Source organism: Kitasatospora sp. NPDC002543, from assembly GCF_053594915.1.
This window is the reverse complement of record NZ_JBSFWR010000015.1, coordinates 83,053-108,935: the sequence shown is the minus strand read 5'-3', so window position 1 is coordinate 108,935 and position 25,883 is coordinate 83,053. Positions and strand designations below refer to the sequence as shown.

At 74.0% G+C, this 25,883-nt stretch carries 24 protein-coding genes; 13 read left to right on the top strand and 11 right to left on the bottom strand.

The features are described from left to right. Positions 1 to 681 (top strand): ABC transporter ATP-binding protein (locus ACWD4P_RS09840; protein WP_449779241.1); only part of this gene is annotated, 681 nt, incomplete at its 5' end. Between the two features lie 69 nt (positions 682 to 750). Here ACWD4P_RS09840 and ACWD4P_RS09835 read toward each other — a convergent pair. The 3 genes from ACWD4P_RS09835 to ACWD4P_RS09825 form a co-directional block, all read right to left on the bottom strand. After that, complete coding sequence (locus ACWD4P_RS09835) at positions 751 to 1,038, bottom strand: hypothetical protein (protein WP_449779240.1); 288 nt, start codon at positions 1,036 to 1,038, stop codon at positions 751 to 753. A 154-nt stretch (positions 1,039 to 1,192) separates the two neighbouring features. After that, positions 1,193 to 1,429, bottom strand: a complete 237-nt coding sequence (locus ACWD4P_RS09830; RefSeq protein WP_449779239.1) for a CDGSH iron-sulfur domain-containing protein — start codon at positions 1,427 to 1,429, stop codon at positions 1,193 to 1,195. After that, positions 1,413 to 2,069, bottom strand: coding sequence for a HemK2/MTQ2 family protein methyltransferase (locus ACWD4P_RS09825; RefSeq protein WP_449779238.1), 657 nt, complete (start codon positions 2,067 to 2,069; stop codon positions 1,413 to 1,415). The genes ACWD4P_RS09830 and ACWD4P_RS09825 overlap by 17 nt, the downstream gene beginning before the upstream one ends. A gap of 225 nt (positions 2,070 to 2,294) precedes the next feature. On the opposite strand from ACWD4P_RS09825, the gene ACWD4P_RS09820 reads away from it, so the two are divergent. Then, complete coding sequence (locus ACWD4P_RS09820) at positions 2,295 to 3,122, top strand: 2OG-Fe dioxygenase family protein (RefSeq protein ID WP_449779237.1); 828 nt, start codon at positions 2,295 to 2,297, stop codon at positions 3,120 to 3,122. 86 nt (positions 3,123 to 3,208) lie between these two features. Here ACWD4P_RS09820 and ACWD4P_RS09815 read toward each other — a convergent pair whose 3' ends face one another. After that, positions 3,209 to 3,643, bottom strand: a complete 435-nt coding sequence (locus ACWD4P_RS09815) for an arsenate reductase ArsC (RefSeq protein WP_449779236.1) — start codon at positions 3,641 to 3,643, stop codon at positions 3,209 to 3,211. A gap of 101 nt (positions 3,644 to 3,744) precedes the next feature. Between ACWD4P_RS09815 and ACWD4P_RS09810 the strand changes: the two genes are divergently transcribed. Both ACWD4P_RS09810 and arsB read left to right on the top strand, forming a co-directional pair. Next, complete coding sequence (locus ACWD4P_RS09810) at positions 3,745 to 4,050, top strand: ArsR/SmtB family transcription factor (RefSeq protein WP_449779235.1); 306 nt, start codon at positions 3,745 to 3,747, stop codon at positions 4,048 to 4,050. Continuing rightward, positions 4,050 to 5,156, top strand: a complete 1,107-nt coding sequence (arsB, locus tag ACWD4P_RS09805; protein ID WP_449779234.1) for an ACR3 family arsenite efflux transporter — start codon at positions 4,050 to 4,052, stop codon at positions 5,154 to 5,156. The genes ACWD4P_RS09810 and arsB overlap by 1 nt, the downstream gene beginning before the upstream one ends. 93 nt (positions 5,157 to 5,249) lie before the next feature. On the opposite strand, the gene ACWD4P_RS09800 is transcribed toward arsB, so the two are convergent. Beyond that, entirely contained in the window at positions 5,250 to 5,756 is a 507-nt protein-coding gene (locus ACWD4P_RS09800) for an ArsR/SmtB family transcription factor (RefSeq protein ID WP_449779233.1), read from the bottom strand. A 58-nt stretch (positions 5,757 to 5,814) separates the two neighbouring features. On the opposite strand from ACWD4P_RS09800, the gene ACWD4P_RS09795 reads away from it, so the two are divergent. Both ACWD4P_RS09795 and ACWD4P_RS09790 read left to right on the top strand, forming a co-directional pair. After that, a complete protein-coding gene (locus tag ACWD4P_RS09795) occupies positions 5,815 to 6,726 on the top strand; it encodes a S41 family peptidase (protein ID WP_449779232.1) in 912 nt (303 codons plus the stop codon). Between the two features lie 210 nt (positions 6,727 to 6,936). After that, on the top strand, positions 6,937 to 8,613 hold the full coding sequence (locus tag ACWD4P_RS09790) for a SpoIIE family protein phosphatase (protein ID WP_449779231.1): 1,677 nt from the start codon (positions 6,937 to 6,939) through the stop codon (positions 8,611 to 8,613). Between the two features lie 67 nt (positions 8,614 to 8,680). On the opposite strand, the gene ACWD4P_RS09785 is transcribed toward ACWD4P_RS09790, so the two are convergent. Further along, positions 8,681 to 9,004, bottom strand: a complete 324-nt coding sequence (locus tag ACWD4P_RS09785; protein WP_449779230.1) for a plasmid stabilization protein — start codon at positions 9,002 to 9,004, stop codon at positions 8,681 to 8,683. A 293-nt stretch (positions 9,005 to 9,297) separates the two neighbouring features. Between ACWD4P_RS09785 and ACWD4P_RS09780 the strand changes: the two genes are divergently transcribed. Beyond that, positions 9,298 to 11,148, top strand: coding sequence for a S8 family peptidase (locus tag ACWD4P_RS09780; RefSeq protein WP_449779229.1), 1,851 nt, complete (start codon positions 9,298 to 9,300; stop codon positions 11,146 to 11,148). 369 nt (positions 11,149 to 11,517) lie between these two features. On the opposite strand, the gene ACWD4P_RS09775 is transcribed toward ACWD4P_RS09780, so the two are convergent. Beyond that, positions 11,518 to 11,745, bottom strand: a complete 228-nt coding sequence (locus tag ACWD4P_RS09775) for a hypothetical protein (protein WP_449779228.1) — start codon at positions 11,743 to 11,745, stop codon at positions 11,518 to 11,520. A gap of 505 nt (positions 11,746 to 12,250) precedes the next feature. Between ACWD4P_RS09775 and ACWD4P_RS09770 the strand changes: the two genes are divergently transcribed. After that, entirely contained in the window at positions 12,251 to 12,454 is a 204-nt protein-coding gene (locus tag ACWD4P_RS09770; protein ID WP_045694210.1) for a cold-shock protein, read from the top strand. A gap of 370 nt (positions 12,455 to 12,824) precedes the next feature. Continuing rightward, positions 12,825 to 14,363, top strand: a complete 1,539-nt coding sequence (locus ACWD4P_RS09765) for a DEAD/DEAH box helicase (RefSeq protein ID WP_449779227.1) — start codon at positions 12,825 to 12,827, stop codon at positions 14,361 to 14,363. A 208-nt stretch (positions 14,364 to 14,571) separates the two neighbouring features. Here the strand turns inward: ACWD4P_RS09765 and ACWD4P_RS09760 are convergent, their stop codons facing one another. Then, on the bottom strand, positions 14,572 to 17,775 hold the full coding sequence (locus ACWD4P_RS09760; RefSeq protein ID WP_449779226.1) for a DUF7617 domain-containing protein: 3,204 nt from the start codon (positions 17,773 to 17,775) through the stop codon (positions 14,572 to 14,574). 482 nt (positions 17,776 to 18,257) lie between these two features. On the opposite strand from ACWD4P_RS09760, the gene ACWD4P_RS09755 reads away from it, so the two are divergent. Next, positions 18,258 to 20,111 (top strand): gamma-glutamyltransferase family protein, encoded by a 1,854-nt coding sequence (locus ACWD4P_RS09755; RefSeq protein WP_449779225.1) that lies wholly within the window; start codon positions 18,258 to 18,260, stop codon positions 20,109 to 20,111. Positions 20,112 to 20,134: 23 nt separating this feature from the next. Here ACWD4P_RS09755 and ACWD4P_RS09750 read toward each other — a convergent pair whose 3' ends face one another. Together ACWD4P_RS09750 and ACWD4P_RS09745 are read right to left on the bottom strand one after the other, a co-directional pair. Further along, the gene (locus ACWD4P_RS09750) at positions 20,135 to 21,175 is read right to left on the bottom strand and encodes a zinc-binding alcohol dehydrogenase family protein (protein ID WP_449779224.1); all 1,041 of its coding nucleotides are present in this window, start codon (positions 21,173 to 21,175) and stop codon (positions 20,135 to 20,137) included. A 161-nt stretch (positions 21,176 to 21,336) separates the two neighbouring features. Then, entirely contained in the window at positions 21,337 to 21,810 is a 474-nt protein-coding gene (locus ACWD4P_RS09745) for a nucleoside deaminase (protein ID WP_449779223.1), read from the bottom strand. 157 nt (positions 21,811 to 21,967) lie between these two features. On the opposite strand from ACWD4P_RS09745, the gene ACWD4P_RS09740 reads away from it, so the two are divergent. Both ACWD4P_RS09740 and ACWD4P_RS09735 read left to right on the top strand, forming a co-directional pair. After that, positions 21,968 to 22,414 (top strand): Rrf2 family transcriptional regulator, encoded by a 447-nt coding sequence (locus ACWD4P_RS09740; RefSeq protein WP_359821648.1) that lies wholly within the window; start codon positions 21,968 to 21,970, stop codon positions 22,412 to 22,414. A gap of 85 nt (positions 22,415 to 22,499) precedes the next feature. Continuing rightward, on the top strand, positions 22,500 to 23,957 hold the full coding sequence (locus ACWD4P_RS09735) for an MFS transporter (protein ID WP_449779222.1): 1,458 nt from the start codon (positions 22,500 to 22,502) through the stop codon (positions 23,955 to 23,957). Positions 23,958 to 24,045: 88 nt separating this feature from the next. On the opposite strand, the gene ACWD4P_RS09730 is transcribed toward ACWD4P_RS09735, so the two are convergent. After that, on the bottom strand, positions 24,046 to 24,981 hold the full coding sequence (locus ACWD4P_RS09730; RefSeq protein ID WP_449779221.1) for a LysR family transcriptional regulator: 936 nt from the start codon (positions 24,979 to 24,981) through the stop codon (positions 24,046 to 24,048). 130 nt (positions 24,982 to 25,111) lie between these two features. Here ACWD4P_RS09730 and ACWD4P_RS09725 point away from each other — a divergent pair, with 130 nt between their 5' ends. After that, complete coding sequence (locus ACWD4P_RS09725) at positions 25,112 to 25,837, top strand: SDR family oxidoreductase (RefSeq protein ID WP_449779220.1); 726 nt, start codon at positions 25,112 to 25,114, stop codon at positions 25,835 to 25,837. The last annotated feature ends 46 nt before the right edge of the window (positions 25,838 to 25,883 follow it).

Genomic DNA, 25,883 nt, shown 5'->3' with positions numbered 1-25,883 from the left:
GATTTGTTGGAGATGTCGGTCAAGGAGCGGTTGCGGTACCGGCGTGAGGTGGTGGGGTTCATCTGGCAGCAGACGGCGCGGAATCTGTTGCCGTTCCTGACGGCGGCGGAGAACATCGCGTTGCCGATGCAGTTGCGGGGTCGTCGTTCGGGTGGGGGTGGGGCGCGGGCGCGGGCGGTGCGGGTGGCGGAGTTGATGGAGGCGTTGGAGATCGGGGATCTGGCGCGTCGCAGGCCGGGTGAGTTGTCGGGTGGTCAGCAGCAGCGGGTGGCGATCGCGGTGGCGATGGCGAACGATCCGCCGGTGTTGTTGGCGGATGAGCCGACGGGGGAGTTGGATTCGGAGACGGCGGGGGTGATCTTCGAGTCGTTCCGTACGGTGAACCGGGAGTTGGGGGCGACGGTGGTGATCGTGACGCATGATCCGATGGTGGCGGGTGAGGTGCGTCGGACGGTGGCGATCCGGGACGGTCGGACGGCGAGTGAGGTGTTGCGGCGCATGGTGACGGACGAGCATGGTGAGGAGTCGGTGAACGAGCGTGAGTACGTGATGCTGGACCGTAGTGGTCGGGTGCAGTTGCCGGTGAAGTTCCTGGAGTCGTTGGGGATGGAGCACCGGGTCGCGGTGGACCTCGCGGCCGACCACATCGAGGTCCGACCCGACGACGTGACGGAGGGCTGACGACCGTCGGACGCCGGGCCGACCCGCGGCCAGGGGCTCGACGCGGCCCGCCCGTACGTCAACGGCGCCTCACCGCGTGGTGAGGCGCCGGCCGAGGTCGTCCAGGTACGAGGTGCCGTAGGCGTCCGCGAGGTCGTCCAGGTCGATCATCGGCGGGATGTCGATCACGGGCTGGCGCTCGACGAGGAAGGCCACCGTCTCGTGGACGATCCTGGTCTCGTCGGCGCCGGTGACCTGCGGCAGGTCGAGGACGCCGTCGGTGACCCGGATCCGGGTCTCGGCCTCGGCGGCGCCCTCGCGGACCCGGACCAGGTGCTCGTGGTCGCCCAGCGGCTCGATCCGGATCTCGATTCCCATGGCAGTCTCCGCCTCTCCGCTCCGCGTCATCCGGGCCGGCCGGCCACGGCTGTCTGGATGCTAACGCCCGGTCGGCGCGGCGAGGGTGTCGGCTGCTCGCCCGCCGGCCCGGCGCGTCGGCGGCCCGGGCGCGATCGCACGGCCGGCCCGGCGCTCACCCCTCGCCCGTGCCGCGGGCCGGCGCCCGGCGGACCCGACCGCGGCGGCGGTGGCTGGCGTCGCAGAACGGGTAGACGCGGCTGCGCCGGCACGTGCACAGGGCCACCACCGGGCGCTCGGAGAGCCGCCGCCCGCCGTCCGGGAGGACCACCTCCACCGGACCCTCGACCAGCAGCGGGCCGCCCGGGACGACGGTCACCCGGGTGGCGGGCCGGTCACCGTTCACGGACACCCCGCACCACCACCAGTTCCTCCTCGCGCTCACCCGGCCCGATCATCCCGAGCCGTTCGAACAAGCCGGCCCGGGCCGTCATCACCGGCCCGAAGGGCTGGCGCCGCCGGGCCACCACCGAGGTGCGCAGCGCGGCGGACCGCAGCAGTGCGAGGGTCGCCTCGACGTCCGCGAGCGCGGACTGCACGACCAGCAGCACACCGCCCCCGGTCAGGACCCGCGGGACGGTCCGGCAGATCCGGTCCAGGACCAGCCGGCCGTCCGGTCCGGCGTCCCAGGCCAGGGCCGCGCCCCGGCCGGGAGCCACCCGACCGGGGCCGGTGGGGACGTACGGCGGGTTGGCGGTCACCAGGTCGAACCGCTCGCCGGGGATCGGGGACAGCAGGTCGCCCCGGCACAGCCGGACCCGGCCGCAGTGCAGACGGGTGTTGCACCAGGCGGCGGCCACCGCCCGGCCGGACAGGTCGACCGCCGTGACCAGTGCCCCGCTGCGCGCGGCGGCGAGCGCCACGGCCCCGGTGCCGGTGCACAGGTCGAGCACCCGGCTGGAGCCGTCCAGTGCCTCCCGGCGCACACAGTCGGCCAGCAGTTCCGTGTCGCCCTGGGGCGAGTACACCCCGGGCGGTCGAATCAGCAGCATGCCGCGCGGCTGCCCGGCCCCGCGCCGTTCACACCTGTCGCACCGGCCCCGTGCCGGATCCGGTCGGCCACGGACGCCGGCACCCGCCCCGGCTGCGGACCCCGCGCTCCTCCGCACGGGGGACGCTCCGGCGGTGCGGCCGCCCGGGACGTGCCAGCGTGGAGGGGCACGGGCGGGGACGCCCGGCGCCCCGACCGGGCCGACCGGGAAGGCAGGGAGCAGCCGATGGACGACACCGCGAGCACGCTCGGCCGGGTGGCCGGAGCGCCGCCGGACGACGGGACCGTGCGGGTGCGCCGGGAGGGCTGGGCCCGGCTGGGCGCCGCCGACCTGGGCATCGACGTCGACGCGATGGCCGAGGACCTCGCCGAGCTCGCCGCGGCGTACCAGGACCTGCCCGCGGATCCGTACGCGCGGGCGACCCACCGGTTCCGCCGCTACTCGCACGCCGTCCACCTGCCGTGGACCGGCGAGCTGTCCTATGTCCCCGGCGCGCCCGACGAGGAGTTCGGCACCGTCACCGAGTACTGGCAGGACGAGCACAATCCGGAGTACCCCCGGGTGCGCCGCCGGCTGCCGGACATCCCGCCCGCGCTGCGCGGCAACCGGCTGCTCGACGCCCTGATCCGCGCCGATCTCGGCCACGCGCTGTGGCTGGAGGACCTCCACCGCGTCCCGGTGTACGTCGGCGTCCACCTGATCGCGCTCGGTGTGCACGGGCGGGACCAGGTCGCGGTCTCCTCACCCGACTGCCTGCACCAGGACGGCGGTTCACCGGCCACCTTCACCTTCGCCCACCTCGTCGGCCGCCGGAACGTCGAGGGCGGTGAGAACGTCATCGCGACCCCCGGGAGCGCCGGGCGGCGCCCCGACGCGCTGCCGCCCGAGGACATCCACGCCCGCTTCGTGCTGACCGAGCCGCTGGACGGCTACGGCGTGCACGACCGCCGGGTCAGCCACTACGTCGGCCCGGTCCGCCTGGGCGCCGCCGGCGGGGACGGCCGGCGCGACATCCTGATCGTCGGCATCGCCCCCTACACCCCCGGGTTGTAGTCCGGCGGGTCGCGTCGGGGAGCGGCCCACCCCCTCGGCCCGCCCCTTGGGCCGCCGCGCCCGGTGCGTCGGCTCCGCTCGTGCGGTCAGCCCTGCGGTCCGTCGGCGGCCCTGGCGTCGATCTCCGCGACGAGCCGCTCGACCAGGGCCTTGACGGCGTCGCGGATCGGCCGGACCGCCTCGACGCCCTGGCCGGCCGGGTCGTCCAGCTGCCAGTCGAGGTACTCCTTGCCTGGGAAGTACGGGCAGGCGTCGCCGCAGCCCATGGTGATGACGTAGTCGGAGGACCGGACGGCCTCGTCGGTGAGCACCTTCGGCTTCCGGCCGGAGATGTCGATGCCGACCTCGGCCATCGCGGCGACGGCGGCCGGGTTGACCTCGTGGCCGGGGGCGGAGCCGGCGGAGCGGACCTCGACGCGGTCCCCGGCGAGGTGGGCGAGGAAGCCGGCCGCCATCTGGGAGCGGCCGGCGTTGTGGACGCAGACGAACAGCACGGAGGCGAGCGGCGGGGCGGAGGTCATGGGGGAGCGGTCCTTCGTATCGGGGTCGGGCGTCCGCGGCGACGGCGTGACGGATCAGTCCTCGCTGGTGTCAGCCCCGGCTGATGTGAAAGTATCAGTCCATGGTGATGTCAGTCGACACTGAACTGTTGCGAGTGCTGTCCGACCCGCTCAGGCTCCGGATCGTGACCCTGCTGGCCCGCGAGACCCTGTGCACCACGCACCTGGTGGAGGAGACCGGCGCCCGCCAGACCAACCTCTCCAACCACCTCAAGGTGCTGCGGGAGGCCGGCGTGGTGGACACCGAGCCGTGCGGCCGGTTCACGTACTACCGGCTCCGCCCGGAGGTGCTGGAGTCCCTGTCGGGGCAGTTCGCCGACCTCGCCTCCACCGCCCGCGCCAACGCCGACACGAAGAGGTCCTGCTGATGGCCCGCACCCGGCCCACCCCGTCGGCCCCGCCGGCTCCGGCCCCCGGACCCGGGGCGGCGACGGTCGCCGGCCGGCTCTCCTTCCTCGACCGCTACCTGGCCCTGTGGATCCTCGCCGCGATGGCCGTGGGCCTGGGCCTGGGCCGCCTCGTCCCCGGTCTGAACGACGCCCTCGCCGAGGTCGAGATCGGCGGGATCTCGCTGCCGATCGCGCTCGGCCTGCTGGTCATGATGTACCCGGTGCTCGCGAAGGTCCGCTACGACCGGCTGGACACCGTCACCGGCGACCGGAAGCTGATGGTCTCCTCGCTGGTGATCAACTGGCTCGTCGGCCCGGCGGTGATGTTCGCCCTCGCCTGGATCTTCCTGTCCGACCTGCCGGAGTACCGCACCGGCCTGATCGTCGTCGGCCTGGCCCGCTGCATCGCCATGGTGATCATCTGGAACGACCTGGCCTGCGGCGACCGCGAGGCGGCCGCCGTCCTCGTGGCGCTCAACAGCGTCTTCCAGGTCGTGATGTTCGGGGTGCTGGGCTGGTTCTACCTCGACCTGCTCCCAGGCTGGCTGGGCCTCGGCGGAGGCCGGCACCTCGACGTCTCCATGTGGAAGATCGCCCTCAACGTCGTCGTCTTCCTCGGCGTCCCGCTGCTGGCCGGCTTCCTCACCCGCCGCCTGGGCGAGAAGAAGCTCGGCCGCGAACGCTACGAGCGGAAGTTCCTGCCCAGGATCGGCCCCTGGGCCCTGTACGGACTGCTGTTCACCATCGTGGTCCTCTTCGCCCTCCAGGGGAGGACCATCACCTCTCAGCCGCTGGACGTCGCCCGCATCGCGCTGCCGCTGCTGGCCTACTTCGCGGTCATGTGGTTCGGCACCTTCGCCCTCGGCAAGGCTCTCGGCCTCGGCTACGACCGCACCGCGACCCTCGCCTTCACCGCGGCCGGCAACAACTTCGAACTCGCCATCGCGGTCGCGATCGCCACCTTCGGCGTCACCTCCGGCCAGGCCCTGTCCGGTGTCGTCGGCCCGCTGATCGAGGTGCCGGTGCTGATCGCCCTGGTCCACGTCTCGCTCGCCTGGCGCAAGAGGTTCGCCCCGGCGAACTGACCGCCCCTGTGACCGCCGGGGCCCGGCAGGCACACGACCGTCGCGTGACCGCCGGGCCCCGGCGGTCCGGTCGTCGAGCGGGGACGGCGGTCGCTACGTCCCGGCCTGTTGGTAGAGCGTCACCAGGAGGCCGTGCACCGGCTCGCCCTCCGGGTCCTCCTCGGTGTCGTCGGCCAGTGCGGCCAGTGCCTCGGCGAGCCGCGCCGCCTTGGCCGGGCCGAGCCGCAGGTGCCGCAGGGTCAGGAGGGGGTTGCCGGGGGAGCGGTCCAACTCCTGGGCGACGGCGCCGAGTAGTGCGGCCGTGCCCTCGGCCTGCGGTTCGGCGACGAAGAAGCGTTCGGCGGTCCGCCGGTAGTACTTCTCGGTGCCGCCGCGCACCCGTCGCGTTCCCGCGTCCTGGACCAGCCCCGCCTCGCAGAGCACCCTGAGGTGGTGCGAGACGCTGCCCTTGTTGACCCCGAGCTGCGCGGCGAGCCGGCTGATCGTCGACGGACGGCTGCTCAGGGCGAAGAGCAGGCGTTGGCGCAGGGGGTGGGCGAGCGCGGCGTGTTGCCGCGGTTCGCTGATCGGCTGGACGGTCTCGCCCGGTCGGTGATTCATCTGATCAAGCGTTAAGTGTGATTGACGCTTTGGCAAGTGGCTGGTCTACTGCCTCTCCATGACCTCCACCACATCGCCGTCCGCGCTGGACACCGTCGCCGTCGTCGAGTCGATCGCCGACCTGGTCCGCGAGAACTACGTCTTCCCCGACGTCGCCGGTCAACTGGCGGACCTGCTGCGGCTTCGGAGCGCCGAGGGATCCTACCGGACCGAATCCGCCCAGGAGTTGGCCGAAGCGGTCACCGCGGACCTGAGATCCGTCAACGGAGACCTGCACCTGGGCCTCAAGCACCACGCCGTGCCGGTGCCGCCGGAGCCGGGCGCGGCGGTACTCGCCGCGGTGCGGCGGGAGTTCGACACCTTCCTGAACGGCGTTCCCCGGGTGGAACTCCTCGACCACGGCGTCGCGGTCCTGGAGATCGCACCCAAGCTGTTCCCGCTGGACTGGGCGGCGCGGCCGCTGACCGCGGCACTCTCGCTGGTGGCCCCCGCCCGCGCCCTCATCCTGGACCTGCGCCGCAACACCGGTGGAGACCCGAACACGGTCGCCTTCGTGTGCGCCTACCTGCTCGACGGGCGCACCCACCTGAACACCATGGTCTCGCGGAAGAACGAGGTGGGCGCGCAGTCCTGGACGCCCCCGTTCGTCCCCGGTGCCCGCTTCGGCGGCAGCAAGCCGATCTACGTGCTCACGAGCGCGGACACCTTCTCCGGGGGCGAGGAACTCGCCTACGACCTCCAGCAGCTCGGGCGCGCCGAGGTCGTCGGGGAGGCCACCCGGGGCGGTGCGCACCCGCGCGAGGGCTGGACGGTGCACCCGCACCTGGAGCTCAGCGTGCCCATCGCCCGTGCGGTCAACCCGGTCTCGGGCACCAACTGGGAGGGCACCGGGGTGCGGCCCGACGTGCCGTGCGACGCCGACTCGGCGCTCGACCGCGCGCTCGCCCTGGCAGCGGCGCGCCTGGCCTGAGAGCGCGACGGCGCGGTGCGGCAGGGGCCGACGGGGCAGCCGGCGAGGGAGCCGGGCCCGGGGGCGGCCGCCCGGCAGGTGCCAACGCGGACGGGGAGGGCTTCCGCGTTCGCACCCCCGGGCGCCGCGGCCGCGTGATCTACTGGTGTCACTTTCCAACCGACCTCTCCGATTTCAACCTCTCCGACCGACGGGCGAAGGGTGCGTCTCATGCGAGGGCAGGAGCCGGTGCCGGTCGCGCCGTCGGGTTCGGCACCGGACGTCGGCGACCTGGGCGCGTACGTGGTCGAGGACAGCGGCCTGATCGTCGCGGTCAACGATCGGGCCCTCGCGCTGCTGGGGACGGCGCGCGCGGACGTACTCGGCCGTGACCACCACGAGCTGCTGCACCGCGGCCCGGACGGCAGTGTTCTCCCGCGGGCGCAGTGCCCGCTCATGGACGCCGTGCTGTCCCGTGCCGCGTGCAGCGGCGCGAGCACGTGGTTCGCGCGCGGTGACGGCGTGCTGCTGCCGGTGCGGTGGACCGCCACCCCCTACCGGACGGCCGGCGGCCCGGCGACCCTGGTGCTGTTCCATCCCCGCCCGGCCGACACGGCCGCCGACGCACCCGGGCAGCTGTCCGAACTCGAACGGCTCGCCCTGCTCGCCGAGACCACCACCTCGTTGACGTCGACGATGAACGAGGAGGAGATGGTCGACCGGCTGGCGGGCCTGGTGCTGCCGCGCCTGGCCGACTGGATGGTGATCGACCTCATCGACGACACCGGCGACATCCGGCGCACCCGCGTGGTCGAGCAGCGGGACGGCCGCCCGGTCTGGCATCCGGAGCTGGAAGGGCCGATACCCGCGGTGTCACCGCAGTCCCCGATGCCGCTCTCCCGCGCCCTGCGCGGCACCGCCGCCTCCCTGGCCGGCCCGCAGGTCTACCAGGGCCGACCGGACTCCGGCATCGCCGTCGTCCAGCACGAACTGTTCGCCGCCACCGGCATGCGCTCGGCGGCCATCGCCCCCGTCCGCGGCGCCAAGGAGGTCCTCGGCGCGCTCACGCTGGGACGCGGCGAGGGCCGGGTGCGCTTCGCCACCCGCGACCTGTCGCTGCTGGAGGACATCACCCGCCGGGCCGGCGTGGCGATCTCCAACTCGCGCCTGTACCAGCGCCAGCGGCGGGTCGCCGAGACGATGCAGCGCCACCTGCTGCCCCACCTCCCCGACCTGCCCGGGGTCGAACTGCACGCCGCCTACCTGTCCGCGCCGGACGCCTCCCAGGTCGGCGGCGACTGGTACGACGTCTTCACCCTTCCCGGCGACACCACCGTCCTGGTCGTCGGCGACGTCGTGGGCCACGACCTGGAGGCCGCCGCGGGCATGGCCCAGCTGCGCAACATGCTCCGCGCCCTCGCCTGGTCCCACCAGGGCCCGCCCAGCGGCGTGGTCGACCAGCTCGACCACGCCCTGGGCCGTGTCACCGACCGGCTGATGGCCACCCTTGTCCTGGGGCGCCTGGGCCCGCACCCGGAGTCCGGCCGGACCTGGACGTGGACCAACGCCGGACACCCCCCACCCCTGGTCGTCACCCACGACGGCCGCGCCGAGTACCTCCACGCACCGCACAGCCTGCTCCTGGGCACCGGTGCCGAGGCCGCCCGCGGGAACGCCACCGCGCACCTTCCGCCGGGCTCCACCCTGCTGCTCTACACCGACGGCCTCATCGAATCCCGCGCCCACGGCGTCGACCCCGGCCTCGACCGGCTCCGCCGCCATGCGGCAGCCCTCGCCCACCACCGGCTCGAAGCGTTCTGCGAGCGGCTCCTCGAACGGGTCCGGCCGCCGGACAACGACGACGACGTCGCCCTCCTGGCCCTGCGCGTTCCCCGGCTCGGCCGCTGACCCCCGGTGCCGGGCCGCCGCCGCGGAGCACGGCGGCGGGTCGGCCGCGCGCCCGTCCGGACGGCGGTCAGCGGCCGAGCGCGTCCTCGAGCTGCTTCTTGTTCATCGTGGAGCGGCCGTGGATGTTGCGGTGCTTGGCCTCGTTGTAGAGCTGTTCCTTGGTCGGCCCCTGGGAGCCGGAGTGCGAGCGCAGGCCGCCGCGCCGGGACGACGACATGTCGTGGGTCGAGGAGCGGCTGGCCGTCTTCGACTCGCCGTGCCGCGCACGTTCCTTGTTCACGGTGCGGGCGGCGATCTCCTTGGCCCGCTTCTCGCTCTCACCGCGGTCCAGGGCGCTGTCCTTGATGTGCTCGTACTGGCGTTCGCGCTTCTTGTTCGAACCGGCGGGCATGACGTCCTCCTCGGCTGATCGGGATGGCCTGGCGTCTACCCCGATCGGGGACTGTGACGCCCCCGCCCGCGAATTCGCGCACGGGCGGGCTCGAACCCGTGGTCCGGTCGGAGCGGGACGTTCGGGGCTCGATGCGGACAAGGGTGACGAGCCCGGCCCCCGTGACATCAAAACGTAACGCCCCCCTGAGAAGTCGTCAGGCGTAAAGTCTTCCCCAACTCCGGTTCAATCTGGCATGTTTCCTTCAATTCCCGTGTGGTTCCCCCTCACGCACGGGTCGAATCGGAGGACACATGTCACCCCTGATATCCCGGCGGCTCGGCCGCCCGGCCGCGGCCCTCGCCGTACTCTCGGCCATGGCGCTCGCCACCCCCACCGGGTTCGCGACCGCCGCCACCGCGACCACCACCCCCACCGCCCCCGGAGCCGTCTCCGCGCCCGCGGCCCAGGCCCCCGAGGCCCAGGCCGCCGCCGCGCCCGCCGTCGCCGGCGCAGCGGCCGGCTGGGCCGCCGGCACCCGGGCCTACCTGGTGATCAGCGCCCCCGCCGACGTCGCCGCCGCCAAGGCCGCCGTCGCCGCCAACGGCGGTACCGTTTTCTCGAGTTACGACCAGATCGGCGTGATCGTCGCCCACTCCACCAGCGCGGGCTTCGCCGCCGCGCTGCGCACCGTCACCGGCATCCAGCAGGTCGGCGCGACCCGCACCACCGACGTGCCGGCCGACGCCTACAGTCCGGCGCTGCCCGCCGGCCCCGCCCAGGCGGCCACCACGCTCACCGAGTCCAACCGCTGGGACATGACCCAGATCAAGGCCGACCAGGCCTGGAGCATCAGCACCGGCTCGCCGTCCGTCAAGGTCGGCGTACTGGACACCGGCGTGGACGACCAGCACCAGGACCTCGCGCCGAACTTCGACGCCGCCGACTCGGTCTCCTGCGCGTACGGCAAGCCCGACACCCGCACCGGCGCCTGGCGGCCCGTGGACGACCACGGCACCCACGTCGCCGGCACCATCGCGGCCGCGAAGAACGGCAAGGGCGTCATCGGCGTCGCACCGGGCGTGAAGGTGGCCTCGGTCCGCATCGCCGAGCCGACCAGCACCCTGTTCTACGCCGAGAACACCATCTGCGGCTTCGTCTGGTCCGGTGACCACGGCTTCAAGGTCACCAACAACAGCTACTACACCGACCCGTGGCAGTTCAACTGCCCGAACGACCTCGACCAGGCGGCCCTCATCGAGGGCGTCAAGCGCGCCCAGGAGTACGCCGAGGGCAAGGGCTCGCTGCAGGTCGCGGCGGCCGGCAACGCCAACTACGACCTGGCCAACAAGACCACCGACACCGCGAGCCCCAACGACTCCACCCCGACCACCCGGACCATCACGAACGCCTGCCTCGACATCCCCACCGAACTCCCCGGTGTGGTGACGGTCGCTGCCACGGGCAGCGGCAGCGGCAAGGCCTCCTACTCGAACTTCGGCCGGGGCGTCATCGACGTCGCGGCGCCCGGCGGCGACGGCGCCACCGGCGTCTACTCGACCCTGCCCGGTGGCAAGTACGGCACCATGAACGGCACGTCGATGGCCTCCCCGCACGTCGCCGGCGTGGCCGCGCTGATCGTCAGCGCCAACCCCTCGCTCACCCCGGCCGACATCCGGGCCCGCCTCGCGAGCCAGGCCAACGACCTGGCCTGCCCCGCGTCCGACAGCCGCTGCACCGGCACCACCGCCAACAACGCCTTCTTCGGCGAGGGCCAGGTCGACGCGCTGAAGGCCGTCGGCGGCGCCACCCCGCCCGCCGGCAAGTACTTCGAGAACACCGCCGACGTGGCGATCCCCGACAACACCACGGTGGAGAGCCCGATCACCGTCACCGGCGTCACCGGCAACGCGCCCGCGACGCTCAAGGTCGGCGTGGACATCAAGCACACCTACCGCGGTGACCTGGTCCTCTCGCTCGTCGCCCCGAACGGCACGGTCTACCTCCTGGAGGACTTCCCGAACGGCGACAGCACCGACAACGTCGCCAAGACCTACACCGTCGACGCCTCCGCGAGCGCGGCGAACGGCACCTGGAAGCTCCGGGTGAAGGACGGCGCCGCCGGTGACACCGGCACGATCGACGCCTGGAACCTCACCTTCTGATCCCACCGGCTCCGCCCGGCCGCCCGACGCCCAGCCGCGTCGGGCGGCCGGTCCCGTCGCCCGCCCTTGACCGGCTCCGTCCAGGCCGGGACGCGCGCGGACGGCGTCGGACCGCAGGGTGTGGCGAGCCGGTCGTGACGGCCCGGGGGCGACTCGGTGCCACCCGGGTCCAGGGCGCCGACCGGCGAGGACTGCGGTGCCGGTCCCCCGGGGTGGGCATTCACCTCGATCGGACAGAAGCACCCGTGAACGGCGCCAGAGGGCGCACGCCCGTCGCGGCCGATGGCCGGGCGCGCCGTCGCGCGCGAAACTCCGCGCCCCGGCACGGCGTGCCGGGGCGCGGGCGGCCGAGGGGCCGGGGCGCCGAGGTCAGAGTGTGAACATCGCGCTGTACGGCGGGGTGATGCGTTCCTGTTGTGACCCGAAGTCGACGAGGACGGCGATGTCGCCGTCACCCTCGACGGCGAGGACCCGGCCGAGGCCGTACCTGTCATGGGTGACCCGGTCACCGGCGGCGAACTGCTTGCGCGGCACCGCGGCCGGGGCCTTGAACGGACTGCCGGGCAGGGGGCGGCGGACTGCTGGAGGTTTCGTCATCGCCACCAGTATGCGCCGGAAAGCCCGGGAGCGAGCCTCTTCGACGCACTCGGGTTCGAACCGGGTCGCAATGTCGCGGGTGCGGTCCCGGTGGAGGCCGGGGCGGCGCCAGGTGGGCGGGGCGCAGGGCCTGAGCGGCGCTGCCGCCGCGACGGACGGCCGGCCGTGTCCGCGGGAATCGCCCCGCCCGGGGCGCCGGCCCGGACGGCGGACGGCCATGCCAACTGGCATGCTCCCGGGGTGCGTTGACGGCTGCGGCGGCCCGGGCCCCGGGGCCTCGGGGGGCGCCTCCCGGAAATCGGGGAGGAAATATCCGTCCGCGGCGCGCTCGGGCCTGCTAGGGTTGTTTTAGTTGCAGTAGTGGTTCCCATGAACTTTGTGTGCGCCTGCTGATGTTTCGCAGGCGTATTTTTGTTTCCCGGCATTTCCCGGGTGGGCGCTTCCCGCGGCGACTCGAGGCGTGCGCTGTGTGCGCTTCGGACAGCCTCTTGAAGGAGATTTCTTAATGGCTAATGGCACCGTGAAGTGGTTCAACTCGGAAAAGGGCTTCGGCTTCATCGAGCAGGAGGGTGGCGGCCCGGACGTCTTCGCCCACTACTCGAACATCAACGCCAACGGCTTCCGTGAGCTGCTCGAGGGCCAGAAGGTCGAGTTCGACGTCACGCAGGGTCAGAAGGGCCCGCAGGCCGAGAACATTCGCCCGCTGTAATTCTTCTGCCACGGCACCCGCCAAGCAGCGAGGGGCCCGCACCGCGCACACGCCCGGTGCGGGCCCCTCGGCGTTGCGGCACGGTGCGTCCTGCCGCCGTGCAGGCCCCTGACCGCCACCGCCACCGGCGCCCGTCCCCGTGCGGGACGCGCGGCGTCGCGTCCCCGGACCGGCGTCCTGTCGTGACAGCTCACGGTTCGAGGTTCTCGCTCCCGCGCTGTGCGGTGAGCGCCGACCGTACCCGAGGTGCCGCACGGTTCCGCCGTGCCCGCCCCACCCGCCACTTTCGGCCCGTTTCCTCGCGGTCTCCGCCGGCACACCGCCGCGGAACCCTCCTCGCGACGTGCCGCCCCGAGGAAGGTTTCCCCGCATGAGCCGCTCCGGTCGCTCCTCGTACCAGAACACCGACTCCCGCTCCGCCGCGGGCCCCCGCTCCGGCGCCGGCTCCTCCTACGGGGCCCGGCCCTCCGGAGGACGACGTACCTCCGGCCGCCCCGCTCAGGGGCGCTCCGTCCAGGGCGAGTTCGCGATGCCGGTGAGCACCACCCCGGCGCTGCCGGCCGTCGAGTCCTTCGACGAGCTGGACATGCCGAAGGCACTGCTGTCGGTGCTGACCCGCCAGGGCGTCACCGTGCCGTTCCCGATCCAGGCCGCGACGCTGCCGAACTCGCTGGCCGGGCGCGACGTCCTCGGCCGCGGCCGCACCGGCTCCGGCAAGACCATCGCGTTCGGCCTCGCCGTACTGGCCCGCACCGCCGGGCGCAGGGCCGAGCCGCGCCGTCCGCTGGCCCTGGTGCTGGTCCCCACCCGCGAGCTCGCGCAGCAGGTCACCGAGGCCCTCACCCCCTACGCCCACGCGCTGCGCCTGAGGATGGCGACCGCGGTGGGCGGAATGCCGATCGGCCGCCAGGCGTGGGTGCTGAACCGCGGGGCGGAGGTCGTGGTGGCCACGCCCGGCCGGCTCAAGGACCTGATCCAGCGCGGCTCCTGCCGGCTGGACGAGGTCGGCATCACGGTGCTCGACGAGGCCGACCAGATGGCCGACATGGGCTTCCTGCCGCAGGTCACCGAGCTCCTCGAGCAGGTCTCCGACGGCTGTCAGACGATGCTGTTCTCCGCCACCCTGGACCGCAACGTCGACCGGCTGGTGCGGCGCTTCCTCCAGGACCCCGTCACCCACTCGGTGGATCCGTCCGCGGGAGCGGTGAGCACCATGGAGCACCACGTCCTGCAGGTGCAGAGCTTCGACAAGAACGCCACGATCGCCCGCATCGCGTCCCGCGACGGCAGGGTGATCATGTTCATCGACACCAAGGACGGCGCGGACCGCCTGGTGGCGGACCTGCTCGCGAACGGGGTGAAGGCCGCGGCCCTGCACGGCGGCAAGTCCCAGCCCCAGCGCACCCGCACCCTGGAGCAGTTCCACAGCGGCCAGGTGACCGCGTTGATCGCGACCAACGTCGCCGCCCGGGGCATCCACGTCGACGGGCTCGACCTGGTCGTCAACCTGGACCCGCCGACCGACCACAAGGACTACCTCCACCGGGGCGGCCGCACCGCCCGGGCCGGCGAGTCCGGCACCGTCGTCACGCTGGTGCTGCCCCAGCAGCGCCGGGCGATGGCCCGCCTGATGGCGACGGCCGCCATCACCCCGGTCACCACCAGGGTCAGCTCCGGCGGCGAGGACCTGGTGCGCATCACCGGAGCCCGCGTGCCCACCGGCGTCCCCACCGTGATTCCCGACCCCGTCGTCGAACGGCCGCGCCGCGGCCCGTCCGCGAGCCGTGCCCGCCGCGGTCGCCCCGCCCACACCGCCGGTGCCACCCGGGCCGCCTCCGGTCGCGACACCCAGGCGCGCCACGAGTCGAGCGGTCACCGTGGACACCAGCCGGCCCGACGACGCCCCTGAACCCGACGAGGTTCGGCCGCGCGGGCGCCATCCGGCTCCCCGCGCGGCCCGACCGACGGGAACACGAGACGGACACACGAGGAGGGCCCCCGCCGAGCCGACCGGCCGGGGGGCCCTCCTCGTGTGTCGACCCGCGGGAGCCGGTGGCGGCCGGGGGAGGGGGCCTTCTCCGGCCGTCACCCCCGGGCCCGTCGGGGCGGCTCCTGGGTCACCCCGTCGCGCCGCCCGCGCGGACCAGGAGGGGCAGCAGCCAGTCGAGGTCGGGGAGCGTAGGGTCGCTGGTGAGGTAGGGGAGGCCGGTGAAGGCGGTGGACGGCCACGTCCCGGCGCCCTGCTGGAGGTACGGGTCGCCGTCGTGCGGCCCGTGGCCGTGGCCGGGCCCGTGGTGGTGGGGCTCGTCCGGCTCGCACGGCGGCTCGCAGCGGGCGAGCGCGGAGGACGGCGGGGTGGTCACCGGCGCGGTCCCGGGCGGGGAGCCCGGGGGCACGTAGGAGGCGGTGACCGTGTTGACGGTGTCCTCGCCGATCAGGCTGGAGCAGTGGAACGTCTTCGTCTGCCCCGCGGCCAGGTCGAACGTTCCGGCCGCCGCCACGCAGGCCGGCTCCTGGGAGTCGTTCAGGGTGATGCCGGTCAGGTCCACGGTGCCGGTGTTGGTGACGGTGATCCGCCAGAAGGCCCGGCACTTGTCCGGGGCGCACGGATCCTCGGGGGAGTTCCCCTTGTGGAGGGTCGCCTCCTTGCCCCAGGGGCCGGCTCCTCCCTCGCCGCAGTCGGCCGCGCGGTCGGACCGGCAGACCTGCTTGTCGACGTTCAGTGACGGGGTGCCGGTGCCGCTCACGTCGACGGTGGCCTCGGCAGGGGGTGTGGTGACGGGTGTGCCGCCGGGGCCGGGGAAGGTGGCGGTGACGGTGTTGGTGGTGGTCCGGGTGACGTTCGGCAGGTCGCAGAAGACCTGGTGGGAGGCGCCCGGCGCGAGGTCGAAGGTGCCGGCCGCGGTGGCGCAGGAGGGGGTGACGGTGTCGGTGAGGGTGATGCCGGTGACCGGTACGGTGCCGGTGTTGGTGACGGTGATCCGCCAGTAGGCGGTGCTGCCGGAGGGGATCGTGGTGGTCGCGGCCCAGGGGCCCGGTCCGCCGTCGGTGCAGTCGCCCGCGCTGGTGGAGGTGCAGACCTCCTTGGCGATCGTCAGCGCCGGCGCGCACTGGGCGCCGGGGGCCACCTGGAGCGTGACGGTGTCGGAGGTGACGGGCGCCTGGCCGTCGGTGACGGCGGACGCCTGGTTGGTGACGGCCGTGACGGCGCAGTCGGTCGCCACGGTGGTCTCGAAGCAGATCTGCGGGGCGTCGCCGACGAAGGTGACCTGCATCCGCGGGTGGTTGTCGGGGGTGAAGGACGATCCGCTGATCAGGGTGAGGTTGGCGACGACCTGGATCGGCTGGTCGCCGACCGGGACGGAGGAGATGTCCGCGGTTCCGGTGGCGGGGTCGAAGGGGAAGGTGCCGAGGACGGTCCCGTCGGCTGCCAGCACCGTCACCGAGGACTGGGTGAAGTCGACGGTCGTCGGGTCGATGCCGAGCAGGCTGACGGTTCCGTAGGACCGGACGTGCCCGGTGGCTCCGTCGCAGTAGTACGCGGAGGGGTCGACGGTGCCCCGGGCCTTGGTCTTCAGGCAGGGCGAGGCCCCGGTGACCGGGTCGATCGAGAACAGGTAGCCGGTGTCGCCGAGGCTGTACTTGCACTGGCCGTCGTAGGCGAAGCCGTACGGGCTGGTGTTGCCGCCGTTGACGTCGGGCGGGCCGTTGACGATGCCGTTGGTGCCGTACTGGGCGCAGGGGCCCTGGACCGCCCAGTCGTAGCAGTACTCGGTGCTGTTGAGGGTGGGCGTCAGGCCCTGGTAGATCCAGAGCGGGAACTCGGTCTCGAGGTGGCCGTTGGGAGCGGTGATGGTCAACGGCACCTGGTAGTTGGCCTCGCCGGGGGCGGCGTTGGTGCTGAGGAGGGCCTGGAGGCCGGGGGGCGCGGCGACGGGGTTGCCCGTCAGGTCGAAGCAGACGACGGAGCCGACCGGCGGGGTGACCTCCTGGTAGACGCCGCCGACCGCCGTGCAGACGCCGGTGACGGTGCCGGCCGGGTCGTACATCTCGAAGACGTTGTCGGCCCGGGCGGGGGCGGTGCCGGTCGGGGTGACAACGGTCTTCGGGGTGGTCCAGCCGGTGCAGGCGGCCTTCGTCGACGGGTCGAAGCAGGACATCACGGTGGGCAGGGGGGCCGGGGTGTTGTCGGTGACGTAGATCTTGCCGTCGACGACCCGCATGATGCCGGCGTAGTCGCCGCTGAAGGCGGTCTGGCCCTCGTTGGGGGGCAGGCCGATGTCGAAGGTGCCGCAGGAGGCGTTGGCGGCGGGGTCGTAGCAGAGGATCTCGCCGGTGGTGGAGACGGCGTAGATCAGCTGGTCGGGTGCCTGGACGACGCCGCCGACGGCGAGGCCGGTGCCGCTCTGGAGGGCGGTGAAACCGCAGCTCGCCTGGGCCTGGAGGTCGATGCAGCCGACGCCGATCAGGGCGGGGGTGACCCGGCTGATCGCGGCGTAGTACAGCTTGGAGCCGATCTGCACGTAGGTCGGTGTCCGGGTGCTGCCGAGGTCGCCGGTGGTCGCTCCGGCGACCGAGGAGTTCAGCGCCTGGGGCCAGGTCGCGGGGGCACCGGCCGGGGTCGGGCAGGGGCCGTTGGTGAGCTGGTCGGTGCAGACCACGCTGGCGGTGTTGGAGAAGCCGTGGTGGTAGATGTTCCAGATCTCGGGGGTGGGGGAGCCGTTGACGGTGGCGGTGTACAGGACGGGGGTGAAGCCGTCGCCGCCGGTGGCCGTGTTGACCGGGGTGAACGGCGGCGGGATCGGGACCACCTGACCGGTCGCCGGCGCGCTGAGCGCCGGGTTGGCCGCCCGGACGGCGTTGGTGGCGGTGCCCTGGTCGGTACCGGTGAAGGTGGTTCCGCCGTCGGTGGACCACTGCTCGGTGAAGCCGGGGGGCGCGTGGAGCGAGCCGGGTACGTAGGTCTGGGTCTGCGGGGTGCTGCCCGGGCCGCCCTGGATCACATCGGTGACCGTGGTGCCGACCGGTGCGGTGTCGGGGTTGGTCACGGAGACCACCCAGCGGACGGTGTCGCCGTGGGCGGCCTGGGTGGTGCTGCCGGTGGCGAGGTCCGTGCCGGTCTTCGCCAGGGTCACCGGCTGCTGTCGGCCGCCGTGCCGGCCGGTGCCGCCGTCGGCCGGGCCGGCTGCCGGGGCGCCGGCCACCGCCGGGTGCGCGGCGCGGTCCTTGGCGCGGTCCTCGACGCGGTCCTTGGCGCGGGCCGCCGCGGGCGCGGCGAAGGAGCCGACGGCGAGGCCGAGCGCGAGCAGGAGGGGCAGCACCGCCCGGACGGGCCTTCCGCGTTTCGCGACCGGTCGGTGCCGTCTTCGTTCGGGCCCGGTGGTGGGGGGACAGCGCCTCATGAGGGTTTCCTTCGATCGAGCGGCCGGGTGTCGCGAGCGGTGCCGGACGGGGACGGCGCCGGGCGGGGCGGTCGCCGTGGATTGCGCACCTGGCGCAGACGGGCGGGTACCCTCGGCGACCGTATGACGCGGCGTCCGGTCGGAAAATCCGACAGCGGTCTCCAGGCCGCCGAACGGGGACGCATTCACTCCGGAGCGCGCCGGGCATCGGCCTGGCGGGGGATCAGCGACTCCGCGCGCCGGCCTCCGGCGGCGTCCGGCCGGGCGGACGGACGACCCGACGACCCGACGACCCGAGGACCGGGCGTCCGCCGGCGGACGGGTCCGCCGACGGACTTTCAAGCCGGGGCCTCGCGGGGTAGGGATCCCCGAGGGCCGGGCCGAACCCAAGGAGGACTCGCATGTTCACCACCCGTCCGACACTGCAGGGCACTTTCGGCATGGCGGCTTCGTCCCACTGGCTGGCCACCGCGGCGGCGATGGCGGTGCTGGAGGACGGCGGGAACGCCTTCGACGCCGCCGTGGCCGCCGGGTTCACGCTCCAGGTGGTCGAACCGCACATGAACGGCCCGGCGGGTGAGGTGCCGATCATCCTCGCCCCGGCGGGGGGACGTCCGCAGATGCTCTGCGGCCAGGGCGGAGCACCCGCCGGAGCCACCATCGGGCACTTCACCGCGCTCGGCCTGGACGAGGTGCCCGGCACCGGGCCGCTGGCCGCCGCCGTCCCCGGCGCGTTCGACGCCTGGCTGCTGCTGCTCCGCGACCACGGCACCAAACGCCTGGCCGAGGTGCTCCGTTACGCCATCGGCCATGCGGCGCACGGACATCCGGCGCTGCCGGCGGTCGGCGCGACGGTCGCGGCGGTGCGCGAGCAGTTCGAGCGCCACTGGCCGAGCTCGGCCGCGCTCTACCTGCCGGACGGGCGCCCGCCCGCCGCGGGCGCGCTGCTGCGCAACGTCCGCCTCGCCGACACCTGGAGGCGGCTGCTGGCGGAGGCGGAGGCCGCCGGGGCGGGGCGGGAGCAGCAGATCGAGGCGGCGCGGCGGGTCTGGCGCCAGGGGTTCGTCGCGGACGCGATCGCGGAGTTCGCGTCGCGGCCGGCGATGGACACCTCGGGCGTGCCGCACGCCGGAGTCCTCACGGGGGACGACCTCGCGGCCTTCGAGGCGACGTACGAGGAGCCGGTCCGCCACGAGTGGGACGGCTGGACGGTCTGCAAACCGGACATGTGGAGCCAGGGGCCGGTCTTCCTCCAGCAACTCGCCCTGCTGCCCGACGGGTTCGGGCGGTCGTCCCACGCGTACGGCGGGCCGGAGTACCTCCACACGCTGATCGAGGGCGGCAAGCTGGCGATGGCCGACCGGGAGGCCTGGTACGGAGACGACACCGAGCACGTCGAAGCCACCGTGGCCGATCTGCTCGATCCCGGCTACAGCGCCGAACGCCGTTCGCTGGTCGGGGAGTTCGCATCGGCCGAGCTCCGCCCGGGCCGCCCCGGTGGCCGCTCGCCGAGGCTCGGACGAAGCGCCTCGGCCGTCGTGCCGGGGCCCGGAGACTGGGCGATGGCGCTCGGCGGTGGCGACCAGGGCGCCGAGGACCCGGGCGCCCGCACCGACCACGTCGGACCGGTCGCCGCCGCCGACGGGGCCACCCGGGGCGACACCTGCCACGTCGACGTGGTCGACCGCTGGGGCAACATGGTGTCCGCCACGCCCAGCGGCGGCTGGCTGCAGTCCAGCCCGGTCGTCCCGGAGCTGGGCTTCCCGCTCGGGACACGCCTCCAGATGGCCCACCTCCGACCGGGACTGCCCAACTCCCTCGCTCCCGGCCGCCGCCCGCGCACCACGCTGTCCCCGTCGCTGGCGCTGCGGGACGGCGAGCCGGTACTGGCCTTCGGCACCCCGGGCGGCGACGCCCAGGACCAGTGGACCCTGCACTTCTTCCTGGCCGTCGCCCTGCGCCCGGCCGTGCGCGGCGGCCTCGACCTGCAGGGCGCCATCGACGCCCCGAACTGGCACCAGGAGGGGTTCCCGTCCTCCTTCCACCCGCACACCATGGACCCGGCCCGGGTCGTCGTCGAATCCCGGGTCGGCGAGGCCGTCATCGCCGAACTGCGCCGGCGCCGGCACCGGGTGCGGGTCGCCGGGCCGTGGAGCGAGGGCCGGGTCTGCGCGGTGGCCCGCGATCCGCGCACCGGCCTCCTGTCGGCCGCCGCGGACCCGCGGGGCATGCAGGGCTACGCGGCCGGGCGGTGACCTGAACGGTACGGCTCGTTCGGCTACTCGGGGACGAGCACCGCGACCCCGGTGACCCGGTCCGCGGCGAGGTCCGCGAGCGCGGTGTCCGCCCGCCACAGCGGGTAGCGGGTCACGTGGACGGCCGGGCGGGCGCGGGCGGCCTCCGCCAGGAAGGCCTGCCCGTCGGCGCGGGTGTTGGCGGTGACGCTGCGCAGGGTGCGCTCCTGGAAGAGGTGCCGCTGGTAGTTCAGCTCCGGGACGTCGGTGAGGTGGATGCCCGCGACGGCGAGCGTGCCGCCGCGGTCGAGGGCGGCGAGGGCGACGGGCACGAGCTCGCCGACGGGGGCGAAGAGGATGGCGGCGTCCAGCGGCTCCGGTGGGGTGTCGTAGGAGTCCCCGGCGAATCCGGCGCCGAGGTCCAGCGCGAGCCGCCTCGCGGGCGCGGCCCGGGTGAACACGGCCACCCGGGCGCCCCGGGCGAGGGCGATCTGGGCGGTCAGGTGCGCGGACGCGCCGAAGCCGTAGATGCCGAGCAGCCCGCCGGCCGGCAGTTCGGCCCGTTCCAGGGCCCGGTAGCCGATGATCCCGGCGCACAGCAGCGGGGCCAGTTCCTCGGCGGGCGGGCCCTCGGGCAGCCGGTAGGCGTAGCGGGCGTCCGCGGTGACGTGCCGGGCGTACCCGCCGTGGCGGTCCCAGCCGGTGTAGCGGGAGTCGGGGCAGAGGTTCTCGCGGCCGCTGCGGCAGTACGCGCACCGGCCGCAGGTCCGGGCCAGCCAGGCCACCCCGGCCCGGTCTCCTGCGGCGAACTCCTCGACCCCGGCGCCGACGGCGCGTACGCGCCCGACCACCTCGTGCCCGGGCGTGCACCGGGCCGTCCTGGGGGAGAGGTCCCCCTCCGCGAGGTGGAGGTCCGTGCGGCACACCCCGCAGGCCTCCACCTCCACCAGGATCTCCTGCGGCCCGGGGGCCTCCAGCGGCCGCCGTTCCCGCGCCAGTGGGCCCGGTCCCGGCCCGCCGACCGGCCCGGGGCGGTCCACCACCCAGGCGTCGGTCTCCGTCGGCAGCGGTTCCGTCGTGCTCATCGCGTCTCCTGCCACTCGGCCACCCGGGTCCCAGTCTGTCGCTCCGCGGCGGCCGCCGCCTGGCGCGCGGCCGCGGAGCCGTCGGGGCGCAGGAAGCCGAGCCGCCCCGGCCGGTGGGTGAACTCCGGCTCGGGGCCGGGGCGTTGGCGGTGCGGCGCCGGTCAGCTCCAGTACCCCGTGTGCACGGCGGAGGCCTCCTCGAAGAGGTGCGGGCCGGAGACGTCCACGGTGTTGCCGCCGGCGGCGAAGACCTGGCGGCAGGGCAGGTCGAGCACGGGCTCGTCCGGGTCGGCTCCCGCGATGACGTTGAGTTCGGTGGCGGCGAGCGCGTAGACGACCCGCCGGATGCCGCTCCAGTAGATCGCGCCGGCGCACATCGCGCAGGGCTCGGTGCTGGAGTACAGGACCGTCCCGGCGAGCTGGTGCGGGGCCAGGGTGCGGCAGGCCTGGCGCACCAGGTTGGTCTCCGCGTGGGCGGTGACGTCGTGGTCCGTCAGCACGGTGTTCTCGGCCGTGAGCAGGACGCCTCCGGACGGGTCGGTGAGCAGTGCGCCGAAGGGGTGGTTGCCGTGGGCGCGGGCGGAGGCCGCGAGTTCGATGGCCGTGAGCAGGTGGGTGCGGGTGTGGTCGGTCATCGGCGGACTCCTCGGGGGTCGGAGCGGGTGAGGGGTCAAACGTATGCGGCGGGTACCGGTGGGCGCCCCGACGCACCGGATTGACACGCCGAACGAACCGCAACTAGCGTGGTTGCGGTTCGGTCGGCCGGGTGGCCGCCGCGAAGGAGGAGGCACGGTGGGCATCAGCAGCAGAAGCGCGGTCGCGATCCACGCGCTCACCATGCTGGGCCGCTGGGACCGCTCGCTGACCTCGGTGGAGATCGCGGAGAGCCTGGCCGGCAATCCGGTCCTGGTGCGGCGGATCCTCGGCAGCCTGCGGGACGCCGGTCTGGTCCGGTCCACCGAGGGGCGCAACGGCGGCTGGTCGCTCGCCCGGCCCGCCCGTGAGATCACGCTCCACGACGCGTACGCCGCCGTGGAGACGGGGCCGGTCCTGTCGCGGCACCCGCATCCGCCGAGCGCCGAGTGCGAGGTGGGGCGGAACATGCAGGGGCTGCTCGACGCGGAGTTCCGGGCCGCGGAGCGGGCCATGGAGGAGCGGCTCGGGCGGACGACGATCGCCCATCTCGTCCGGCAGGTGCTGGACAACGAGCGGGAGGTCGCGCGACGGGTCGCGGGCTGACCGATGGCGGAGGCGCTGTCCTCCGCCTTTTTTCTCCCCAAAATGTAATCACGATGGTGGCGGTAAGCCGCCCGAAGGGCCTTCCATGACTTCCACACCGAGCGCGGCCGGGCGAACCGGCCCGGGACCGGGCTTACTGGCCGTGCTGACGCCGGCGATCCTCGCCACGGTCACGGCCAGCGACATGGTCAACCTGATGCTTCCGACGATCGGGGCCGAGTTCGGGGCCTCCGAGGCGGAACTCGCCTGGGTCGTCACCGGATTCCTGCTGATGTTCTCGGTCGGGATCCCCCTGTACGGCCGCATCTCCGACCGCGTGAGCCTGCGCCGCCTCTTCGCTTTCGCGCTGCTCACCTACGCCCTCGGCAGCCTGGTCTGCGCGATCTCCCCGAACCTGGCCGTGCTCGTGGCCGGGCGGATCGTCACGGGCGCCGGCGCGGCCGCGATCCCCGTGCTCTCGATCGTCGCCGTCACGACGCTGCTGCCGCCGGAGCGGCGCGGTGTCGGGATCGGCGTCGTCTCCGCCGGCGCGGGCGTCGGCACCGCCGCCGGACCGGCGCTGGGCGGCGGCATCGGAGAGACGCTCGGCTGGCCCGCGCTGTTCTGGATCATGCTCGCGGTCTCGCTGCTGCTCCTCCTGCCGGCCCTGCGGGTACTCCCGGACGACACCCCGCGGAGCTCGGGCCGGCTCGACCTCCCCGGCGGCGTCCTCCTCGGCCTCGGGGCCGGTCTCGTCCTGTTCGGCATGACCCGGGCCCAGGTCTCCGGCTTCACCGACCCGCTGTCCTGGGGCGGCCTCGCGGTCGCGGTCGCGGCGCTCGTGCTCTTCGGGGTGCGCACCGCCCGGGTCGACCAGCCGTTCGTGCCGCCGGGCCTGTTCACCCACCGCGGGTACCGGACCGGCGTCCTCGTCGCGTTCCTGGCGATGGTCGTCAACCTCGGCGGCTTGGTGTTCGTCCCGCTGCTGCTCGTGGAGGTCGACGAACTCACCCCGGGCGAGGGCGCCTTGGTGATGATCCCGGCCGGCCTCGTGACCGCGCTGCTCTCCCCGTGGATCGGACGCCTCGCCGGCCGCGTCGACGCCCGGGTCCTGGTGCTCTCCGGGCTCGGCCTCATCGGGCTGTTCTCGCTGTTCCTCTCGTCCTTCACCGGCGGCTCCTCGGTGGTCCTCGCCGGTGTCGGGATCCTCGGACTGAGCATCGGCTTCATGCTCGTGATGACCACCGTCATCGGCGCCGCGGCGGGCGAACTGCCGCCCGAGCAGGTGGGTGCCGGGATCGGGATCCTCCAGGGGGCCCAGTTCCTCGGGGCCGGAACCGGCCCCGCCGTGTTCGGCGTGCTGGTGTCCGCCCGGCGGCAGGCCGGCGGGGACGCCGTCAACCCCCTCCACTCCGGCCACGACGGCGCGGCCTACTCCGACGTCTTCCTCGCCATGGCCGTGGTCGTCGTCCTCACGCTCGCCGTCGCGTCGCGGATGCCCCGGACGCCACGGCCGCGCCCCGCGGAGGGTTCCGCCGAGGGCGCCGGCGCCGCGGTCGGGTGACCCTCCGCCGACGGCCCGGCGCGGGAGCGTCCGGAGCAGCGGGCGCGGGCGTTCCGGCCCGCGCCCGGCGCAGCTCCCGGGTTCCTGACTACGCGCGTCCTGCGGAAGCGCCCGGCGCGGGCCCGGGCGACCGGTCGGGGCCGACCCGGGCCCGGCGGGCCAGGAGGTCGGCGAAGGCCACGGTGAGCGGGTCGGGGCGGGTGCGGGTGTAGGCGGTGAGGGTGCGCAGGACCGGGGGTTCCGGGCGCAGCAGGGCACCCTCGAAACGGGCGGGGACGATGTCGGCGGGCACCAGGGCGGGCCCGAGTCCGGCCGCGGCCAACAGCGGTGCGGCCGAGGTCTGTTCGGCGCGGACCGCCGCCCGGGGGCGGAATCCCGCCCGGGCGCAGACCTGGTCCAGGAGGTCGGCGAGGCCGTTGTCGGGGGCGTAGTGCACCCAGTCGCGGTCGGCGAGTTCGGTGAGGGCGACGGTGCCGCCGGGGCGCCCGGCCAACGGGTCCTCGGCGGGCAGCACGATGGTGAACTCCTCGACGCCGAGTTCCCTGATCGGGCCCTCCCAGCCGGCCGGCTCGGGGCCGATGGCGAGGTCGGCGCGGCCCGCTGCCATGGCGTCCCGGAGCCGGTCGGCGTGCGGGTACTCGCGCAGCCGGATCCGTACGCCGGGGTGGTGGCGGTGCCAGTCCCGCAGCACCGGCGGCAGGATGCCGAGGCTGACCGAGTAGACGACGGCGACCTCCAGTTCGCCCTCCTCCAGGCCTGCCGTGCGGCGGGCCGCGGCGTGCAGGCGCTCGGCCTCGGCGAGTGCGGCGCGGGCGTGCGGCAGGACGGACCGGCCCATCGGGGTGAGCCGCACCGAGCGGGGGAGGCGTTCCAGCAGCGGGCCGCCGAGGGCGCCCTCCAGGGCGCGGATCTGGTGGGAGAGGGCGGGCTGGGTGACGTGCAGCTGTTCGGCGGCCCGGGTGAACGATCCGGTGTCGACCACGGTGGTCAGGTACTCGAGCTGCCTGAGCGTCGGCGTTGCCATGAACAGATGTTATCGGAGTTCTAGAAAACATGCCTTGGACTCATCACCGCTGGTCGGGGGAGAGTCGTCCTGCGGCCGCCGGCGGGAAGCAGCGGGTGGCCGAACCCTGACGATCAGAAGGAGTGACTCCATGTCCGACACCACCTCCCTGCGGGGGCAGCGGCTCGTCGTCGTCGGTGCGGGTTCGCGCACCGGACAGGCCCTCGCGAAGGCCGCCTCGGCGGCCGGCGCCTCCCTGGTGCTGGCCGGCCCGGACCCGCGCAAGCTGGAGTGGACGGCCGGCGAGCTGTCCGGGCCGTCCGAGACGATCGCCCTCGACATCACGGACGAGGAGTCGATCTCCGCCTTCGCCGCCCGGGCCGGGCGCTTCGACCACCTGGTCTCGACCGCCGCGTTGCCGGCCAACGGCCCGCTGCGGGAGCTCGAAGCGGCCGACGTCCAGCGGGCGTTCGCGGCGAAGGTGATCGGTCCCCTGCTGCTGGCCAAGCACCTGGCCGGGCAGGTCTCCGAGAGCGGCTCCTTCACCTTCTTCTCCGGCGTGGCCGCGTGGCGCCCGGCGCCCGCGCGCACGGTGATGGCCACCACCAACGGCGCGCTGGCCTTCCTGGTGCAGGCGCTGGCGGTGGAGATCGCGCCGGTCCGGGTCAACGCCGTCTCGCCGGGCATCGTCGACACCGGCTCCTGGGACGGCCTGGGCGCCGGCAAGGAGGCGTTCCTGCGCGGGGTCGCCGAGCGCAACCCGGCCCGTCGTGTCGGCGCCCCGGAGGACCTGGTCAAGGCGGTCCTCTACGCCATCGACAACCCGTACGTCACCGGCACGGTGCTGCACGTGGACGGCGGCGGACGGCTCGCCTGAACCGCGGCCGCGGCGGCCGCCGTCGCAGCCGCGTCGCTCTCTCCCC